This window comes from Streptomyces sp. NBC_00464 (genome assembly GCF_036013915.1).
In the GTDB taxonomy this organism is placed as follows: domain Bacteria; phylum Actinomycetota; class Actinomycetes; order Streptomycetales; family Streptomycetaceae; genus Streptomyces.
The window spans coordinates 6,746,651-6,765,672 of record NZ_CP107899.1; the positions used below are offsets into that span (position 1 = coordinate 6,746,651).

The following is a 19,022-nucleotide window of genomic DNA, read 5'->3' on the forward strand; positions in this document are numbered from 1 at the left end:
CTTCCGGCCCGGCGCCACCTGCGCTGAGCGCGCCCCGCGGGGCGGGCCCATGGTCTACTTCCGGGGGCGGTACGACCGCCCCCGGCAGCAGCCGTGCCCCGCCCCGACCAGGGCCCTCGCCATCGCAGAGAAGTGACCCGTACGACGTGCGACTGAACGACCTCGACGAACGCATCGTCCACGCCCTCGCCGAAGATGCCCGCCGCTCCTACGCCGACATCGGCTCGATCATCGGGCTGTCCGCACCCGCGGTGAAACGCCGGGTGGACCGGCTGCGCGCCGAGGGGGCGATCACGGGGTTCACCGTCCGGGTGGACCCGGCGGCGCTCGGCTGGGAGACCGAGGGGTACATCGAGATCTACTGCAGCCGCAACACGTCACCGGAGTCCATCAAGCAGGGGCTCGCCCGGTATCCGGAGGTCGCCTCGGCGTCCACCGTGACAGGGGACGCGGACGCGCTCGTCCAGGTGTTCGCGGCGGACATGCGCCACTTCGAGCAGGTGCTGGAGCGGATCGCGGGCGAGCCGTATGTCGAGCGGACGAAGTCCGTGCTGGTGCTGTCGCCGCTGCTGCGGCGCTACTCGTCGGGTTCACCGGGGTAGCGGTGCGGCTGTCCGCGCAGTGGTGCCTGTTCGTCGGCCGGTGACGAAGAGGCGGCCGGGTATTCGGCCACGGTTCCGTCCGCAAACGCCGGACGGGCTGGATTCGCCACGGCGTGCAATGAATCGCTGCGCCCGGGCGGATGGACGCAACGGATCGACGGTCGGTGCGCAACACTCGCGCCTTGTCCGGGGGGAATCGCGGAACGTACCGTCAATACGTCCCCGCCACCCGCATCGTCCGAGGTCAGCCATGCCGCCGTTGCGCACCGCCCTGCTCCAGAGCTCCGGGACTCCGGGCTCGGTGGCCGGCAATCTCGACCTGCTCGACGACGCCGCGCGACGCGCCGCAGCCGACGGTGCCCGGCTGCTGGTCTGCCCCGAGATGTTCCTGACCGGGTATGCGATCGGCGACGACGTGCCCCGGCTGGCCGAAGCCGTTGACGGGCCCGCCGCCCGGGCCGTCGCCGAGATCGCCGTACGGCACGGGATCGCCGTCCACTACGGCTACCCGGAGCGTGACGGCGACACCCTGTACAACGCCGCGCAGCTCATCGGGCCCGACGGGACCGCGCTCGCCGACTACCGCAAGACCCACCTCTTCGGCGACTTCGAGGAGCGCTGGTTCACCCCCGGCGACCGACCGGTCGTCCAGGCCGAGCTCGACGGCGTCCGCATCGGCTTCCTGATCTGCTACGACGTCGAGTTCCCGGAGAACGTACGGGCGCACGCACTCGCCGGAACCGATCTCCTGCTGGTGCCGACCGCGCTCATGCACCCCTTCCCGTTCGTCGCGGAGTCCGTCGTCCCGGTCCGCGCCTTCGAGAACCAGCTCTACGTCGCCTACGCCAACCGGACCGGCACCGAAGGCCCCTTCGAGTTCGTCGGGCTGAGCGCTCTCGCCGGCCCCGACGGCACGGTCCGCACCCGCGCCGGACGCGGCGAGGAACTCGTCATCGGCGACGTCGACCCCGGCCTCCTGACCACGTCCCGGGCCGGCAACCCGTATCTGCGCGACCGCCGCCCCGGCCTGTACGGCTCCCTCGTCTGAGACACGCCGCCCCGCCCTCACCCCACTTGTTCCCGCAAGGAGTCCGTACCCCATGACGTCCACGGTGCCCCCGGCCGTCCCGCACACCGACGCAGCCCCGCCGATCACCATGTTCGGGCCGGACTTCCCCTACGCGTACGACGACTTCCTCGCACACCCCGCGGGACTCGGACAGATACCGGCGACCGAGCACGGCAGCGAGGTGGCCGTCATCGGCGGTGGGCTCTCCGGCATCGTCACCGCCTACGAGCTGATGAAGATGGGGCTCAAGCCCGTCGTCTACGAGGCCGACCGCATCGGCGGACGGCTGCGCACCGTCGAGTTCGACGGCTGCACCACGGACGGCGAGCCCCTCACCGCCGAGATGGGCGCGATGCGCTTCCCGCCGTCCTCGACCGCCCTCCAGCACTACATCGACCTGGTGGGTCTGGAGACGAAGCCGTTCCCCAACCCGCTCTCCCCGGTCACGCCCTCGACCGTCGTCGACCTCAAGGGCGAGTCGCACTACGCCAGGACCATCGACGACCTCCCGCAGGTCTACCGCGACGTGATGGACGCCTGGAACGCCTGCCTGGAGGAGGGTGCCGACTTCTCCGACATGAACCGGGCAATGCGCGAGCGCGACGTCCCGCGGATCCGGGAGATCTGGGCCCGGCTCGTCGGGAAGCTCGACAACCAGACCTTCTACGGCTTCCTCTGCGACTCCGACGCCTTCAAGTCCTTCCGTCACCGTGAGATCTTCGGGCAGGTCGGCTTCGGCACCGGCGGCTGGGACACCGACTTCCCCAACTCCATCCTGGAGATCCTCCGCGTCGTCTACACAGAGGCGGACGACCACCACCGCTCCATCGTCGGCGGCAGCCAGCAGCTCCCGCTGCGTCTGTGGGAACGCGAACCGCGGAAGATCGTCCACTGGCCGCTCGGCACCTCGCTGGCCTCGCTGCACGACGGAGAACCGCGCCCCGCGGTGACCCGGCTCAACCGCACCGCCGGGAACCGGATCACCGTCACCGACGCCACGGGCGACATCCGCACCTTCCGGGCGGCCGTCTTCACCGGACAGTCCTGGCTGCTGCTCTCCAAGATCGCCTGCGACGACGCGCTCTTCCCGATCGACCACTGGACGGCGATGGAGCGCACCCACTACATGGAGTCGTCCAAGCTGTTCGTCCCCGTCGACCGGCCGTTCTGGCTGGACAAGGAGGAGACCACCGGGCGCGACACCATGTCGATGACGCTGACCGACCGGATGACCCGGGGTACGTACCTCCTCGACGACGGCCCGGACAAGCCGGCCAGCATCTGCCTCTCGTACACCTGGTGCGACGACAGCCTGAAGTGGCTGCCGCTCTCCGCGACCGAGCGCATGGACGTCATGCTGAAGTCGCTCGGCGAGATCTATCCGAACGTGGACATCCGGGGGCACATCACCGGAAACCCGGTGACGGTCTCCTGGGAGAACGAGCCGTACTTCATGGGCGCGTTCAAGGCCAATCTGCCCGGCCACTACCGCTACCAGCGGCGGCTGTTCACCCACTTCATGCAGGACCGGCTGCCCGCCGACAAGCGGGGCCTGTTCCTCGCGGGCGACGACATCTCCTGGACGGCCGGCTGGGCCGAGGGGGCCGTCCAGACCGCACTGAACGCCGTCTGGGGTGTGATGACCCAGTTCGGCGGTGCGACCGACGGCACCAACCCCGGCCCCGGCGACGTCTTCGACGAGATCGCCCCGGTCGAACTACCGGAGGACTGAGACCGGTTGCGTCCCCGGTTACGCGGGGCGGCAGAGGCTGCGCTGCCGGCCCAGGCCCGAGATCTCGACCTCCATCACGTCGCCCTCGGCCAGGTACGGGAAGCGGCCGGACAGGGCCACGCCCTGCGGCGTACCGGTGTTGATGATGTCGCCGGGCTCCAGCACCAGGTACTGCGACAGATGGTGCACCAGATGCGCCACGCTGAAGATCATGTCCGCGGTGGAGGAGTCCTGCCGGGGCTCGCCGTTGACGAAGCTGCGCAGCCGCAACTGCTGCGGATCGCCCACCTCGTCGGCGGTCACCAGGACCGGGCCCAGTGGGTTGAAGGTGGCGCAGCTCTTGCCCTTGGACCACTGGCCCCCCGACTCCTCCAGTTGGAAGGCGCGCTCGGAGACGTCGTTGCTGACCGCGTAACCGGCGATGTGGGCGGCGGCGTCGGCGGGGGAGTCCAGGTAGGAGGCGCGGCGGCCGATCACGACGGCCAGCTCCACCTCCCAGTCGGTCTTCTTCGAACCGCGCGGGATGAGGACGTCGTCGTACGGACCGACCACCGTGTTCGGCGACTTGTAGAAGAGGATCGGCTGCTCCGGCGGTTCGGCACCGGACTCGGCGGCGTGGGCCGCGTAGTTCTGCCCGATGCACAGGAGCGCGGAGGGCCGGGCCACCGGGGCGCCGATGCGCTGCCCGGTGATGTCGGTCTCCGGGAGCTTCGGCTCGGCGGGGATCAGGTGCGGCTTGTCGGCCAGCGCGGCGAGGAAGGCGCCGTCGATGTCGTCGGTGATGCCGGACAGGTCGTAGTGGCGGCCCTCGGGGCAGACGGCGACCGGGCGCTCATGGCCCGGCTCGCCGATGCGCATCAGTCGCATGACGGTGAGATCTCCTGAGAGGTACGGGTACGGGGACTTGGGGACGGTCAGTGCAGGCGGGTGAGGGCGTCGGCGGTGACGGCGTGGACCGGCGGACGCCCGGCGAGCAGTCGCAGCACCTCGTTGACGGCGCTGGTGCCCAGCCGCTGCCGGCACTCGACACTGCCCGCCGCCTGGTGCGGGGTGAGCAGCACGTTCGGCAGCGCGCGGAAGGGGTGGTCTGCGGGCAGCGGCTCGGCGTCGAAGACGTCGATCGCCGCGTCCAGCCGGCCCGTGGTCAGCTCGGCGAGGAGCGCGTTCTCGTCCACCAGCCAGGACCGGGCGGTGTTCACGAGGCCCGCACCGTCCGGCATCAGGGCCAGCTGTGCGGCGCCGATCATCCGGTGGGTCTCCTCGGTGACCGGTGCGTGCACGGCCACGATCCGGCTGCGGGAGAGCAGCGTCTCCAGTGGTACGGACGTCACGCCGATGGCCTGGGCCTCGGCCTCCGAAAGGAACGGGTCGGTGACGCTCACCCGCGCCCCCATCGCCCGCGCCAGCCGGATGTAGGCGCGACCGGTGCGGGAGGCGCCGATCACACCGATCTCGCTGCCGTGGATCTCGTGGCGAGGTGGGGCCTCGCTCGCCGCCGCCCAGTCCAGTCCGCCGCGCAGGGCATGGTCGAAGCGCTGGATGCGGTGGAGCAGCGAGAGCGTGAAGGCGAGCGCCACCTCGGCGACCGGGCGGGCCATCTCGTCACCGGCCTGGGTGACCAGGACGGAGCGCCGGAACACCTCCTCGGTGACATAGGGGGCCACCGCCGAGCCGGTGTGCGCCACCAGCTCCAGCCGGTCCGCGTGCGCCAGCAGTTCCGCGTCCACCTTGGGCGCCCGCCACGAGGTGATCAGCGCACGGGCGCCGGGCAGGGCCGCCGCGACCGCCGCCCGGTCGGAGTGGTCGTCGACGACGGTGACTTCGGCGGCCCGCTCCAGCTCCTGCCACACCTCGGCCGTGAAGAACTGGGCACGCAGGCCCGGCGGTACGGCGACGACGACCCGTGAGGGGCGGTCGGCGGGTTCAGGAGAGCCAGGCATCGAGGTGCTCCGCAACGAAGGCGTCATCGGTCAGCCAAGGGTAGGCCGCGGCCACCCGGGTGATCTCGTCGGCCTGTCCGGGGGAGAGCGTCTCGGCCGGGTCCAGGCAGCGGATGTTCGCCAGCAGGCCCTGGCGGCGCAGCACTTCGTGCACCCCGGCGATGCAGCCGCGGAAGGCGCCCCGCACGTCGAAGACCGCGCTGTTGGCGTCCGTGAGCTCGGAGCGGCGGGCCAGGCAGCGGACCATCGCTCCGTGGTCCCCGGCGCGGGCCCGCCGTACGTCGTCGAGCAGGGTCACGGCGGAGCTCGTCCACACGGCCCACTGGCCGAGCAGCCCGCCCGCGAACCAGCGCGGGGTGCCGGTGGCCGTCTCGTACGGGGTGAGCAGATCGCCGATGATGTCGTCGTCGTTGCCGGTGTACAGCGCCACCTCGTCGGCCCGGTCGGCGGCGGCGACCGCCCGGACGACATCGGCGGTGCGGTAGCGGTCGAACGGGGCGATCTTCACGGCGACCGTGCTGGGGAGGTCGGTGAACGCGGACCAGAACGCGGGCGACAAGTACCGTCCGCCGACGGCCTCCTGGAGGTAGAAGCCGATGACCGGAAGCACCTCGCCGACCGCCCGCGCCCGCTCCAGCAGCCCCTTCTCGTCGGCCCCGGGCACGGCCGGGCTGAGCAGGACCGCGTCGTAGCCGAGCGCCGCGGCGGTCTCCGCCTCCGCGACGGCCTGGGCGGTGTAACCGCAGGCACCGGCGACCTTCACGAACGGGCGGCCGGCCTCGGCGTCGATCGTCTCGGCGGCGAGCTCCAGCACGGGACGGAACAGGCCCACCTCCCGCTCGCGGATCTCGAACTGGGTGGTGTGCACGGCGACGGCGGCGCCGCCCGCGCCCGAGGCGAGGTAGTAGCGGGTCAGCGCCCGCTGCCGGCGCTCGTCGAAGGTGCCGTCCGCGTGCAGGGCGAGCGGATGGGCGGGGATGGCCGCGCCATGGGCGAGCAGCTCCAGGGCGGGGGTGGACCGGAGGGTGGGAGTGGACATGGAGTGGATCAGAACCTTCCGTCACGTACCTGGAACTTGGTGGGCTTGCCGGACAGCGGCAGCCCGCGGCGCAGCCAGTCGGCCTGCCATTCGACGAGGGTGCGCAGGGCGACATCCGGGTAGCCGAAGAGAGCATGGCAGCGGCTCGCGTCGGAGAGCAGCGCGGTGGGCGCCTCCGTACCGGCGAGCACCGGCTCACGGTCGAACTCCTCGCCGAACCACTGCGCGATGCGGCGCACCGAAGCGGTCTCGGGTCCGGTGAGGTTGAGGGTGAACGCCTCGCCGTCGGTGGCGTGCAGCAGGGCGCGCAGGGCGACCTCGTTGGCGTACCCCTGCCAGACCACATTGGCGTGACCGGTCGTCACATCGACCGGCTCCCCGGCCTGCACCCGGTAGGCGATGTCGGCCAGTACGCCGTAGCGCAGGTCGACCGCGTAGTTGAGGCGGATGTTGGCGACCCTGGTGCCCCGGGTCAGCGCCGCGTGATCGAAGATCCGCTCCCGGCCGAGGCAGGACATCGCGTACTCGCCGACCGGGCCCACCGGGTCGGTCTCGGTGCAGCCGCCGGAGGAGACCGGCACCAGCGGGTAGACGTTCCCGGTGGAGAACGCGGCGATCCGCGAACCCGACCAGCGCCGGGCCACCCGGTCGGGCATCGCGGCGTTCACCGCCCAGGCGTGCGAAGGCGCCCCGGCGGAACCGAACTTGGCGCCGACCATGAAGACGACGTTCCCGGCATCGGGGAGTCGGGCCAGATCGGCGGCCGGGTCCATCAGGTCGAAGGCGACGGTACGGACCCCGGCGGACTCCAGCTCCTCGGCGGCGGCCTTGTCGGACCAGCGGGAGACCGCGTACACGGTCACGTCCGCACGGCCCGCGGCGTCCAGCGCCCGGCGCGCCAGCCGGCACAGACTGGGGCCCATCTTGCCTCCGGCGCCGAGCACCAGCAGATCGCCTTCGAGGCGGCCGAGATCGGCGACGAGCGCGGGGGAAGGGGTGGCGAGCCGCTCTTCGAGTGCGGCCTCATCGGTGAACATGTGTGGCTATCCCTTGATTCCGGACGCGGTGACGCCCTCGGTGAAGTAGCGCTGGCCCACCATGTATGCGGCGAAGATGGGCACGAACGCGATGACGGAGCCGGAGAGCACCACATTGAGCGGCACGTTCTGCTGCTGGAGCGAGGCGATGCCGACGGTGAGGGTGCGCATGTCGGTGGACTGGCCGATGACCAACGGCCACAGGAAGTCGTTCCAGTGCCACAGGAAGACGAAGACGCCGAGTGTGGCGAGGATCGGCTTCAGCAGTGGCAGCACGATCCGGTAGAAGATCTGCCACTCGTTGCAGCCGTCCAGCCGGGCAGCCTCGAAGAGCTCGTCCGGCAGGCCCTGGATGAACTGCCGCATCAGGAACACCGCCTGGGCGTTGGCCAGGGTCGGCACGATCAGACCCCAGTACGTGTCGACGCCGCCCAGCTTCGCGATCATCGCGAAGGTCGGGATCATCGTGACGTGGTACGGGACCATCACCATCGACAGGAACGACCAGAACATCGTCTCCCGGCCCGGGAAGCGCTTCTTGGCGAAGGCGTAGCCGGCGAGGGAGGCGAGCAGCAGCACGCCGACGACGGAGACGACCGAGTAGATCAGCGTGTTCAGCAGCCAGCGGGGCACGTCCTGGGCGCCCATGACGGTGTCGTACGCCTCGCCGGTCAGCGGCCACGGCAGCAGACTTCCGGGGAAGTCGACCGCCGCGGACGGCTTCAGGGAGAGCACGACCATCGCGTAGAACGGGAAGACCGTGACGAGCGCGGCCACCGTCAGGAGCACGCCGCGTGCGATCTTTCCGGTCCGGGTGGCGCGCATGCCGTACGGGACGGTGTCCTGCTCGGAGAGCTTCTGCAGTTTGCGCATGGCCCGGCGCTCCGCCCGGTCAGGCGGTGCGGGAGCCCGGCCTGCGGGCTGGGCCTTCGTCTCTGCGGGTGCTGCGGTCATGGTCACTGGTCCTTCCCGATCACGAGCCGCTGGATCACCGCGACCACCACGGTCAGCACGAAGAGCGCGACCCCGATGGCGGAGGCGTAACCCAGGTCGAAGTACTTGAAGCCCGCGTCGTAGAGCTGGAAGACGAGCGTGTAACTGGCGTTGGCGGGACCGCCGCCCGTCATCGTGTACACGGCGTCGAAGACCTGGAACGAGGCCGTCGTCTCGATCACCGCGAGGAAGAACAGAGCGGGCTTGAGCTGCGGGAGCACGATGTACCGGAACCGCTGCCAGGGGCCGGCCCCGTCGGTGAGGGCGGCCTCCTCCAGCTCGCGCGGGATGTCCTGCATCCGGGCGAGCAGGATGAGCATCCCGTACCCGAAGCGGGACCAGACGCCGACGATCGCGAGCGCGGGCAGCACCAGCACGTCGTCGGAGAGCCAGGAGCCCTCGGACATCCCGAACCAGCCCATCAGGGTGGACCACGGGCCGCCGGTCGAGAAGATCCACACGAAGACGGTCGCGGCCAGCACCAGCGAGGTGACGACCGGCAGGAAGAACACCGAACGGAAGAACTTGGCGCCGCGGAACGCACGCCGGGTGATCAGTGCCAGGGACACCGAGGCGATGAGCGTGCCCGGCACGGCGAGCACGGTGTAGAGGACGGTGACCTTCAGCGCCTGCCAGAACAGCGGGTCGTCCCACAGGCGGGTGAAGTTGTCGAGCCCGATGAAGCTGCCGCCGCCGGTGAGGGAGTAGTCGGTGAAACTCATCAGCACACCGGCGACGCCCGGACCGAACCGGAAGGCGAGGAACAGCAGGAAACACGGGAGGACGAAGAGCAGGCCGATCCGGGCCTCGCGGCGCGCCTGCGGCCCGCTGCGACGGCCCCGGCGGGTGGGTTCCGCGACGACTGCCACGGGGATCTCCTTGCGGTACGGGGGAATTGCGGGGGGTCCGGGGGTGTCACCCCCCGTGGGGTCGCGGGGCCGGAGACCGGCCCCGCGACGGTGGATCAGCGGCCGAGCATCGCCTGCGCGGCCTTCTGAGCGGCGTCCAGCGCCTCCTGCGGGCTCTTCTTGCCGAGCAGCGCGGCCTGGATCTCCGGCGCGAGCATGCCCTGGACCTCACGCGCCTTGCCCTGGAGCGGGCCCACGTCCATGCTCGGCAGCGTGGCGCCGACGGCGGTCTGGAGCGCGTCGTCCGGGTAGAGGTCGCCGCCGGACTTGCGGGCCGGGAAGAAGCCGGCGGCCTTCTGCAGACCGGCCGTGTTCTTCGACTCGGCCACGAAGTTCAGCCAGTCGCCGGTGTTCTTCTTGTCGGCGCCCTTCAGCATCGACAGCGCGCCCACGGTGCCGTAGCCGACCGATGCGGTCTCCTTCAGCGGCGGCTGGACGACGATGTTCTCCTTGCCCCAGAACGGCTCGACGTCCGCCGGGGTGTTCTGCCAGGTGCAGGCGACCTTGCCCTTGGCGGTCGGGGTCTGCTCCAGCTTGGGCGTGGTCGTGACGAGGTCCTTGTCGGTGTAGCCGCCGTCGACCAGCTTCTTCAGGTATGTCAGCGCCTTGACGCCGGCCGCGTCGTTGAAGGTGACGTTCTTGCCGTCCTCGGAGAAGACGTCGCCGCCGGCCTGCCACAGCAGCGGGTAGAAGGTCATGTTCAGCGTCTGCTGGGTGTCGCCGCTGTAACTGGTGGCGTAGTAGCCCTTCTCCTTCAGCTTCGGGGCCAGCGCCTCCAGGTCCGCCCAGCTCGACGGGTAGTTCTTCTCCCCGATGGCGGCGAACACGCGCTTGTCGCAGATCAGCGGGTTGGCGCTGGTCAGGACCGGGGTGGCGAGCGCCTTGCCGTCGACCGTGACGGACTTCAGGGCGAAGTCCGTGTAGTCGGACTTGGCGTCGGCCGGCATGTAGTCGTCGGCCGGGACGATGTTCTTGGCGTACTTCGGCAGCTGGTCCGGGATCAGGTAGACCGCGTCCGGGCCCTTGCCGGAGGCGATGGCCGTGGCCAGAGCGGTGTCGCGGTTGGCCCACGGGAAGGTCTCCACCTTCACCGTGACGCCCGAGTGCTCCTTCTCGAACGCCTTGACCAGGCCGTCCCAGTACGCCTTGTTCTTGGCCTCGTCGAAGATGACCGGGTAGGTCCACATGGTGACGGTGTTGCCGTCGTCGCCGCCGCTGGAACAGCCGGCCAGCACACCGGCGGCGAGCGCGGTGGCCACGACGGGCGCGGCGAGGGCACGGACTCTGGAACGACGGGTGAGGAGACGGGACATGAGGGGGTCCTCCGAAGACGTGAGGGCGGGAAGAGAGGGAGTCACTGCGCCGGGACCGTCTGGACGGTTCCGGTGTGCCGGGCGCGCTCGGCGGCGAACGCCGCGAGATGGCTGCCGAGCGAGGTGGCGGGGCCGGAGCGGACGGCCCCGGCATCCCCCGTGGCGACGGCGGTGACGAACGCCTCGACGAGCGCGGCGTCCCCGCCGCCGTGCCCGTCGGCCGCGTTCGAACCGGACGTGCCGAGTTCGTGGACGGTGGACTCGCCGGTCCGGAAGTCCTGCACGGTGACACGCTCACCGTCACCGATGAGCCAGCCGTGCGAACCGAAGATCCGCGTCTGCCGGTGCGTCTGCTCGGTGAACGCCACCATCTGGAAGGTCGCGGTCACCCCGCCCGACAACTGCATGGCGAGCACCTGGTGGTCGACCACGTCGTTGTCGCTGCGGTACGCGCAGACCCCGTACGGGCCTTCGCGCAGCGCAGAGACGAGACCGGCCTCGTCGGTCGCCTCGGTGACATGGGTGACCGGCCAGACCGCGCCCTTCTCGCGCAGCGTCGGCATGTACAGCTTCAGCGCGCTGTACGGGCAGTCGTGCTCGACCGCACAGTCGAGGCAACGGTCGGCCGAACCGGCCGGGGCGTTCTCCGGCCGGAAGTGCTTCAGCCCGCCGAAGCCGGTGACCTGCTCGATCCGGCCGCCCATGACGTACGTGATCCAGTCCAGGTCGTGGCAGGACTTGGCGAGCAGCATCGGGGAGGAGTCCTTCTCGCTGCGCCACGGACCGCGTACGTAACTGTGGGCGTAGTGCCACCAGCCGACCGGCTCCAGGTGGTCGATCGAGACCAGCTGCCCGAGCACACCGGAGTCCACGACCTCCTTCACCAGGTCGGTGTACGGGGTGTACCGCATGACGTGGCACACCGCGAACAGCACCCCGGCCCGCTCCACCCCTTCGACGATCCGGCGGGTCTCCTCCTCGGTCGGGGCGAGCGGCTTCTCGGCGAGGATCGCGTAGCCGGCCTCGGCCAGGGCCAGCACCGGTTCCACATGGAAGCGGTCCTGGGTGGCGACGATCACGGCGTCCGCGATGCGGTCGTCGACGAGCGGCCGCCAGTCGTCGAACTCGACGGGAGCACCGGCGGCCGCCCGCGCCGCGGGGCGCGGATCGGCGACGGCGACGAGTTCGGCGCGCTCGGGGTGCGCCTTGATCCACTCGGCGTACGTCAGACCGCGGTTGCCGGCGCCGACGAGGGCGACCCGGACGGGCCGGCCGGTGATCGGGGTATGCGTGGACACGGGGAATCCCTGGTGCTCGGTGATGCTCGACGGGAGGGGGGTCAGAAGCGGAGCGTGGCCGTGGTGTGGGCGACGCGGTCGCCCTCGTCCGGCAGCGCGGTGCGCTCGGTGCCGTCCTCGACGCAGCCGGTGTGCAGCAGATGGCTGTCTGCGCCGAATGCCGCGGGCCGCAGTTCGAGCCGGCCGCCGGTGAAGGTGGAGCCGGTGGCCCGGTAGCGGTTGGTGCCCTCGGTGACCAGCACATGGGCGGTGCCCTCGGGCGCGGTCGAGTCGAGGCCGCTGAGCTGCCAGTCGACGGTCCGGCCGGATCCGGTACGGGCGAGCAGGGCGCCGTCCTTGTTGGTGCCGGAGAGGCGTGTTCCGTCGACGCGCAGCCGTTGGTCCTTCGCCGAGGTCAGCTTGAGCCCGGTGTCGCTGAGTTCGCCGCCGAGCACGGTGATGTCGGCGTGGGCGAGCGCGACGGGGGCGGTGTCCTTCGATCCGGTCAGCGTGCACTGGTCGAGGACGAGCGGCCCGGTGCCGTTGAACACCGCGCCGTCGACGCCCTTCAGCGTGGTGCGCTGGAGGGTCAGCGGGACGGTGACGCCTGCCTGGGTGACCTCGGCGCCCGCCGCGAAGGCGAAGGAGGAGTCGGCGATGACGTTGGGGCGGCCGGAGAGGTCCGAGGCCCGCGAGACGATGAGGGGACCCGTCGCCGTGCAGCCCCGCATCTGGATACCGTCCGCGTTGACCCAGAGCATTCCGGAGCCGGCCAGCGACTTCTTGCCGATGACCAGGACGTCCTCGAGCGTCAGATCGGTGATCTTGACGCGGGCGACGAACCAGGAGCAGGCGTGCCGCCGTACGGTGATCCGCTTGGCCCTGCCACCCCACGCCGCGCCCGAGTTGGCGAAGGTCATCAGGCCGGAGTTGCCGGTGTAGACGAGGTCGTGCTCGAACTGGCCGTGCGTGACGAACGGGCCCTCGTCGTCGCCGTCGCCGTGGCAGTTGGTGACGTAGCAGTAGGCGGAGGCCGTGAAGTCGTTGAGGTGGCGGGCGTTGGAGGTGTGACAGTCCTCCACGTGCCCGTACAGGCAGTAGATCTGCTGCGTGAGATAGCCCGCGCCGCCGTAGGTGACGGACTTCGGGTTGGTGAGCGAGCACTGCTCGGTGCGGTAGTACGTGCACCAGCGGCGCATCACGACCGGCCAGAAGGTGCCGACGGCCTCGATGCCGGAGACGTCGCAGCGCACCGCGTACTCGTAGGCGACCGGGTGCGAGCCGGTCATCTCGTCCTCGCCCCAGCCCTCGAAGACCATGTTGCGGACGTGGGCGCGCTCGACGGGCTCGACCCGGGTCCAGGTCAGGGTGCGGCCGGCCGACAGGTCCCAGCCGATCTGGTAGTTGACCCGGATGTGCGTCGGGTCCACGACGCCGGTGACCTGGACCAGGCGCTGGATCTCCTTCTCGTACTTCCCCGCCAGGGCGTTGATCTCCACGGCCCACCACTGGCCTACGGCGAACTTCGTGGAGTCACCGACCTCGAAGAGGTCGGAGAGGTCCGGCATCGCCGTGCTCAGGGTGTGTTCGACGGTGGTGGTGGTGACGGTGCCGCGGAAGGAGAGGACGGCGCCGAAGGGGTTGTCGTGGGTGTTCTTCTCGATGTTCTCGGTGCGGATGTGGTGGCCGCCGAAGTCGAGTTCGATGTGGGAGCGGTCGAAGAGGTGGCGTCGGGTGAGGAGGAGGTCGGTGTGGGCTTCGATGCGGTGGACGCCGGGGTCGTTGATCATGGTGTCGAGTGCGGCGTCGGCGGGGGTGGTGGCGTCGAAGTGGCCGAAGGTGCGGAAGTCGAGGGTTCCGGTGTGGAGTTGGTGCCAGCGTCCGGTCTTCGCCGTGCCGTTGGGGGCGATGACGGTGCCGCCGTTGTGCGGGGTGGTGGACTTCTTGTTCCAGCGCAGGGCCATGGTGCCGCCGTCGCCGGGGGTGTGGTAGCCGGCGACGATGACCTGGGTGCCGTCGGGGAGGGGCTTGGTGTTCAGGGCGCGGAGGGCGGTGACGGTGTCCAGGTGCAGTACGTCACCGGTGTGCGCGGGTGCGGCCTGCGCGGAACCGGCGGCCACGGCCGTACCGGCCATGACCAGACCGGCCAGACCCGAAGCCCGAAGCACATGGCGACGGGACGAGGCAGGGGAGGGGTGGTGCGGAACGCTCATGCGGACTTCGCCTTCCGAGAAGTGCGACGAGTGAGGGAGCGTTCCTGCGGTGGACTGCCATGAGGCGGATGGCTGAAAAGGGTCCGGTCGTCGGATGTTCACGGCGCGGTGGGCAGGCGCCGGAAGCGGACCGGAAGGGGGTAAATCGTCGGTGACGGCTGAATGTCACCTCGGTTGGCAGGGAACCTACGGCGGGTGATGCCGATCGGTCAAGACCCGAATCCGTCGGAATGCGCCGTGTCGGCCCCCGCGGCATCGTCGTCCGGGTCCTCGACCCAGCCCAGCGAGACGCTGATCCGGCGGGCCGCGTCCCGTACCTGGCCGCCCAGTTCCTGGTAGCGCCAGGCCGGCAGTCCGAGCTTGAGGCCGGTGATGGACACGGCCCCCGCACACACCGACCGGTCGTCGAAGACCGGTGCGCCGATGCAGATGATGCCCTCGGCGTCCTCCTCGTCGTCCAGGGCGTACCCGACCCGGGCGATGTCGCGCAGATGGGACAGGAAGGTCGCCGGGTCCGTGATCGTGCGCGAGGTGCGCCGGGGCAGCCCGAACCGCTCGATCACCGACGCGGCCTCGCTCTGCGGCACGGCGGAGAGCAGCGCCTTGCCCAGACCCGTGCAGTGCGGCAGTTCGCGCTGTCCCATCCGCAGATCGAGCCGGACGCGCTGGTCGAGCTCGACCTGGTCCACCACGACCGCGTGGCCGTCCTCGGGCACGGCGAGTCTGGACGCCATGCCGGTGGCCCGGGTGAGGTCGCGCAGCACGGGGTGGGCGACGCCGCGCAGGGAGACCTGGGACCTGGCGCGGTCGCCGAGCCGGGCCAGGCTCATGCCCAGCCGGTAGCGGCGGTTCATGCCCTCGCCGTCGTCCGAGACGAGTCCGTACGCACGCAGGGTCTGGAGCATGCCGAAGGCGGCGCTCTTGGAGATGGAGCAGGCCTGGCCGACCTCGGTGACGCTCAGGCCGTTGCCCTGTGAGGGGGCGGCGAGTGCTTCGAGGATGTCCGCAGCCCTGGCCACGCTCTTGACCCAGTACTTCGGTTCTTCTGCGGCAGCACTGTTCGTCATAGCAGAACAGAGTAGTGCCTTCGAGGGGGCGGAGAGTGCCTCCGATTCAAGAATTCCCCCACATCCGGGCGTTGATGGGGCAGAAGGGGGTTGACCGGCTTTCTGGGCGGACGTAATATCCAGGCACTGTTCTGCTCTACAGAACAGCGTTCTGAAAATGCGAGACGCATTACCGAGCACCACGGATCACCTTCTTCCTGCGGCGACTGCCGGGCGGATGGCGCCAGGGACTCACGGGCCGGGCAGGGCCCGCGAAAACCGACGACTCTCGACGCAAGGAGCAAGCACCATGAGTTCAGGCCCGGTAGGCAACGAATCCGGAGCCCGACTCGCCGAGCGCGCCCGCCAGGTCGTACCCGGCGGCGTGAACAGCGGTCAGCGCAGCGTTCCCGGACTGACCGACCTGGTCGTCACCGGGACGCACGGCGCACGGTTCCGTACCGCCGACGGACGCGAGTACACCGACTTCCACTCGGCGTTCGGCCCGCCGCTGCTCGGCCACAACGACCCCGACGTGGCCCGCGCCACCGCCGAAGCCGGCGCGACGCTGGGCCACATGGGCGTCGGTGTCACCGAGGGCGAGGTCCTCCTCGCCGAGCAGCTCACCGAGCTGATTCCCTCCATCGAGAAGGTGCTGCTCACCAGCACCGGCAGCGAGGCCACGTTCCACGCGCTGCGCGTCTCCCGCGCCGCCACGGGCCGCCGCCTGGTCGTCAAGTTCCAGGGCTGCTACCACGGCTGGCACGACGCGGTCAGCCTCAACGTCATCTCCGAGCCTTCGAAGGTCGGCGGCCACGACCCGATCTCGACCGGCATCCTCCCCGAGGTCCTCGAAGCCACGCTCGTCCTGCCGTTCAACGACAGCGAGGCCGTCCGCCGCACCTTCGCGGAGCACGGATCCGACATCGCCGCCGTCATCGTCGAACCCGTCCCGCACAACGTCGGTGCTCTGCTCCCGTACCAGGAGTTCCTCACCACGCTGCGCGAGGAGACCACGAAGGCGGGCAGCGTCCTGATCTTCGACGAGGTCATCACCGGCTTCCGCCACGACGTTGGCGGCTGGCAGAAGATCTCCGGCGTCACCCCCGACCTCACCACCCTCGGCAAGGCCATCGCCAACGGCGCCCCCGTCGGCGCGATCGGCGGCCGTGCCGACCTGATGGACCTCTTCTCCACCCGCCCCGGCGCCCCCGCCTTCTTCGCCGGCACGTACAACGGCCACCCGTCCGTCGTCGCCGCCGCCCTCGCCACCCTGCGCAAACTCCGCGAGGAACCGGTCCACGACCACGTCTTCCGCCTCGGCGACCGGGTCCGCACCGAACTGACCGGACTGTACGAGCGCCTCGGCGTCCCCGCGGTCGTCACCGGCTACGGCTCCGTCTTCGTCAGCTACTTCATGCCGGGCGAGGCCCCCCGCACCTATGCGGACCTGCTGAACAACGACGCCTCGCTCTTCGTCGGCTACCGCCGCAAGCTCCTGGACCACGGTCTGTTCGAGCTCCCGCTCAACCTCAAGCGCAGCCACATCAGCTACGCGCACACCGATGCCGACGTGGACCGTCTGATCGAAGGCACCGAGGCAGCGGTCAAGGCCGTACTCGCCGACGGCGGCGCCCGCGACCTGGAGAACACCTCCACCATGGGCGGGGCGACCCGCTGATGCTGACTGTCAACCGCACCCGCCCCGCCGGCCCCGCCGGACGGATCACCCGCGTCGAGACCCTGATGCTCGGCACCTCCTGGCGCGACTTCGGCTATGTCCGGGTCCACACCGACGAGGGCCTGACCGGCATCGGCGAGATCACCCACCCGTACCGGGTGAGCGAGGTCTGCGCCCTCACCGAGGCCATCGCCGGACGGCACCTGATCGGCGCCGACCCCTTCGACATCGAGGAGCTGTGGCTCCGCGTCTACCAGGGCGACTTCCTGCGCGGCGGCGACATGGGCGGCGTCGCCCTGTCCGGTCTCGACCAGGCGATGTACGACCTGATGGGCAAGGCGCTCGGCGTCCCCGCCTACCGGCTGACCGGCGGCGCCTGCCGCGACGACGTCCGGGTGTACGCCAACGGCTGGTACACCGGCGAACGGGAGCCCGAGACCTTCGCCGCCAAGGCGAAGGAGACCGTGGCCAAGGGCTACACCGCCCTCAAGTTCGACCCCTTCGGTCCCGGACTGCACGAGCTGGAGCGCGCCGAACTCCGCCGCTCCATCGACCTCGTCGCCGCGGTCCGCGAGGCGATCGGCCCCGACATCGACCTCTTCATCGAGGGACACGCCCGCTTCGCCATGCCGACCGCCGCCCGTCTCGTACGGGAACTGGAGCCCTTCGACATCGGCTGGTTCGAGGAGCCGATGCCCTGGACCCACATCGAGCGGTACGCGGAACTGCGGCAGCGCGCCGCCTTCCCCATCTCCGGCGGCGAGCACTTCCACAACCGCTACGAGTACAAGCAGCTCTTCGCGACGAACGCCGTCGACATCATCCAGCCCGACCTCTCCATGGCCGGCGGCTTCACCGAGGTACGGAAACTGGCGGCGATCGCCGACACCCACGGCATGCTCGTGGCCCCGCACAACTCCAACTCGCCGCTCTGCACCACCGTCTCGGTGCACGCGGCCCTCGGAATCCCCAACTTCAAGATCCTCGAAACCTTCGACGGGCTCCTGGAGCCGTTCGTCTTCGACGCCCTGAAGGGCACCCTCCCGATGAAGGACGGCCGCATCGGACTGCCGACCGCCCCGGGGCTCGGCGTCGAACTCGTCGACGAGGTCTTCGAGGAACACCCGCCCAGCCACCGCTTCTGGAACATGTTCGCGGACGGCTGGGAGAAGCGGAACCGCACATGATCACCGACGTTCACTCCCATCTCTTCCGGCACAGCCACGACTTCACCGACCCGTTCAGCTCCGACTCCGCCCGCGCCCACGCGGGCGAGGTCGACCTCACGGTGAAGTGGGAGGAGTACGCCGCCACCGCACCCGAGTCCACCCGCACGATCGTCGTCGGCGGCAAGGCGCGCCGCAGCGGGCTCTGGGTCGACGACGCCGCCGTGGCCGCGTACGTCGGAGAACACCCCGACCGGCTGATCGGTTACCTGGCGCTCGACCCCACACAGCCCGGCTGGCAGGAGGAACTGCGCTACGGCCACCAGGAGCTGGGCCTGCGCGGCATCAAACTCATGCCGATGTACGCGGGCTTCGACCCGGCAGCCGAGGAGTACGACGAGCTGTACACGTACGCCGAACGGCACGGGCTGCCGCTCCTGGTGCACACCGGCACGACGTTCGTCTCCAGCGCACCGCTGGAGTGGGCGATGCCCCGGCACCTGGATGCCGTCGCCATCCGCCACCCGGAACTGCGGATGGTCCTCGCCCACCTCGGCCACCCCTTCGAGGGCGAGTGCATCGCGGTCATCCGCAAGCACCCGCACGTGTACGCCGACCTCAGCGCCCTGCACTACCGGCCCTTCCAGCTCTGGCACAGCCTCCGGCTGGTCCAGGACTACGGGGTCTTCCACAAGGTGCTGTTCGGCAGCGACTACCCGTTCACGACGGTCGACGACTCGGTGAAGGGACTCCGGGAGATCGCCCGGATCCCCGGCATTCCCGGGCTGCCGCCGCTCGACGCGGACGCGGTCGAGGAGATCATCCACCGGCCCTCGCTCGATCTGCTGGGCCTGAACGGCTGACCGGCCGTTCCCCATGACCTGCGGGCCGGCGCCCGGATCACCCCCCTGTCCCCGGGTGCCGGCCCGCAGCCGGGCCGCCGCGCTCCCACCCTGTTGTGTCCCGGCGCGGCGGCCCACCTCTCGTCCCTCCCCGTCCGAAGGAA

General features: G+C 70.2%; 16 protein-coding genes. 6 read left to right on the plus strand and 10 right to left on the minus strand.

The features are described from left to right. Positions 1 to 146: 146 nt before the first annotated feature. From OG912_RS30345 to OG912_RS30355, 3 genes are all read left to right on the plus strand, one after another. Positions 147 to 602 carry an Lrp/AsnC family transcriptional regulator gene (locus OG912_RS30345; protein ID WP_018103925.1) on the plus strand — a complete coding sequence of 152 codons (456 nt, stop codon included), beginning with the start codon at positions 147 to 149 and terminating at the stop codon, positions 600 to 602. A 250-nt stretch (positions 603 to 852) separates the two neighbouring features. Then, on the plus strand, positions 853 to 1,650 hold the full coding sequence (locus OG912_RS30350; RefSeq protein ID WP_327712081.1) for a carbon-nitrogen hydrolase family protein: 798 nt from the start codon (positions 853 to 855) through the stop codon (positions 1,648 to 1,650). Between the two features lie 52 nt (positions 1,651 to 1,702). Further along, complete coding sequence (locus OG912_RS30355; RefSeq protein WP_327712082.1) at positions 1,703 to 3,403, plus strand: flavin monoamine oxidase family protein; 1,701 nt, start codon at positions 1,703 to 1,705, stop codon at positions 3,401 to 3,403. A gap of 18 nt (positions 3,404 to 3,421) precedes the next feature. Here OG912_RS30355 and OG912_RS30360 read toward each other — a convergent pair whose 3' ends face one another. From OG912_RS30360 to OG912_RS30405, 10 genes are all read right to left on the minus strand, one after another. Next, positions 3,422 to 4,270: a fumarylacetoacetate hydrolase family protein gene (locus tag OG912_RS30360; RefSeq protein ID WP_327712083.1), complete on the minus strand. Its 849-nt coding sequence runs from the start codon at positions 4,268 to 4,270 to the stop codon at positions 3,422 to 3,424. A 47-nt stretch (positions 4,271 to 4,317) separates the two neighbouring features. Beyond that, complete coding sequence (locus OG912_RS30365; protein WP_327712085.1) at positions 4,318 to 5,343, minus strand: hydroxyacid dehydrogenase; 1,026 nt, start codon at positions 5,341 to 5,343, stop codon at positions 4,318 to 4,320. Beyond that, complete coding sequence (locus OG912_RS30370; RefSeq protein WP_327712086.1) at positions 5,327 to 6,382, minus strand: dihydrodipicolinate synthase family protein; 1,056 nt, start codon at positions 6,380 to 6,382, stop codon at positions 5,327 to 5,329. The genes OG912_RS30365 and OG912_RS30370 overlap by 17 nt, the downstream gene beginning before the upstream one ends. Before the next feature lie 8 nt (positions 6,383 to 6,390). Continuing rightward, positions 6,391 to 7,419, minus strand: coding sequence for an NAD-dependent epimerase/dehydratase family protein (locus tag OG912_RS30375; RefSeq protein ID WP_327712087.1), 1,029 nt, complete (start codon positions 7,417 to 7,419; stop codon positions 6,391 to 6,393). 6 nt (positions 7,420 to 7,425) lie between these two features. After that, positions 7,426 to 8,373: a carbohydrate ABC transporter permease gene (locus OG912_RS30380; protein WP_443061033.1), complete on the minus strand. Its 948-nt coding sequence runs from the start codon at positions 8,371 to 8,373 to the stop codon at positions 7,426 to 7,428. Positions 8,374 to 8,375: 2 nt separating this feature from the next. After that, positions 8,376 to 9,281 (minus strand): carbohydrate ABC transporter permease, encoded by a 906-nt coding sequence (locus OG912_RS30385; RefSeq protein WP_326668918.1) that lies wholly within the window; start codon positions 9,279 to 9,281, stop codon positions 8,376 to 8,378. 95 nt (positions 9,282 to 9,376) lie between these two features. Beyond that, the gene (locus tag OG912_RS30390) at positions 9,377 to 10,633 is read right to left on the minus strand and encodes an ABC transporter substrate-binding protein (protein WP_327712089.1); all 1,257 of its coding nucleotides are present in this window, start codon (positions 10,631 to 10,633) and stop codon (positions 9,377 to 9,379) included. Positions 10,634 to 10,674: 41 nt separating this feature from the next. After that, on the minus strand, positions 10,675 to 11,931 hold the full coding sequence (locus OG912_RS30395; protein WP_327712091.1) for a Gfo/Idh/MocA family protein: 1,257 nt from the start codon (positions 11,929 to 11,931) through the stop codon (positions 10,675 to 10,677). A gap of 41 nt (positions 11,932 to 11,972) precedes the next feature. Further along, positions 11,973 to 14,123, minus strand: a complete 2,151-nt coding sequence (locus tag OG912_RS30400) for a peptidase C14 (protein ID WP_327712092.1) — start codon at positions 14,121 to 14,123, stop codon at positions 11,973 to 11,975. Between the two features lie 209 nt (positions 14,124 to 14,332). After that, the gene (locus OG912_RS30405; RefSeq protein ID WP_327712093.1) at positions 14,333 to 15,190 is read right to left on the minus strand and encodes an IclR family transcriptional regulator; all 858 of its coding nucleotides are present in this window, start codon (positions 15,188 to 15,190) and stop codon (positions 14,333 to 14,335) included. Positions 15,191 to 15,479: 289 nt separating this feature from the next. On the opposite strand from OG912_RS30405, the gene OG912_RS30410 reads away from it, so the two are divergent. From OG912_RS30410 to OG912_RS30420, 3 genes are read left to right on the plus strand one after another with little or no spacing between them, the layout of a single operon-like run. Next, a complete protein-coding gene (locus OG912_RS30410) occupies positions 15,480 to 16,850 on the plus strand; it encodes an aspartate aminotransferase family protein (protein ID WP_327712094.1) in 1,371 nt (456 codons plus the stop codon). Continuing rightward, a complete protein-coding gene (locus tag OG912_RS30415) occupies positions 16,850 to 18,037 on the plus strand; it encodes a mandelate racemase/muconate lactonizing enzyme family protein (RefSeq protein ID WP_327712095.1) in 1,188 nt (395 codons plus the stop codon). The genes OG912_RS30410 and OG912_RS30415 overlap by 1 nt, the downstream gene beginning before the upstream one ends. Beyond that, positions 18,034 to 18,879, plus strand: a complete 846-nt coding sequence (locus OG912_RS30420; protein WP_326735067.1) for an amidohydrolase family protein — start codon at positions 18,034 to 18,036, stop codon at positions 18,877 to 18,879. Before OG912_RS30415 ends, OG912_RS30420 begins: the two co-directional genes overlap by 4 nt. Positions 18,880 to 19,022: the final 143 nt, after the last annotated feature.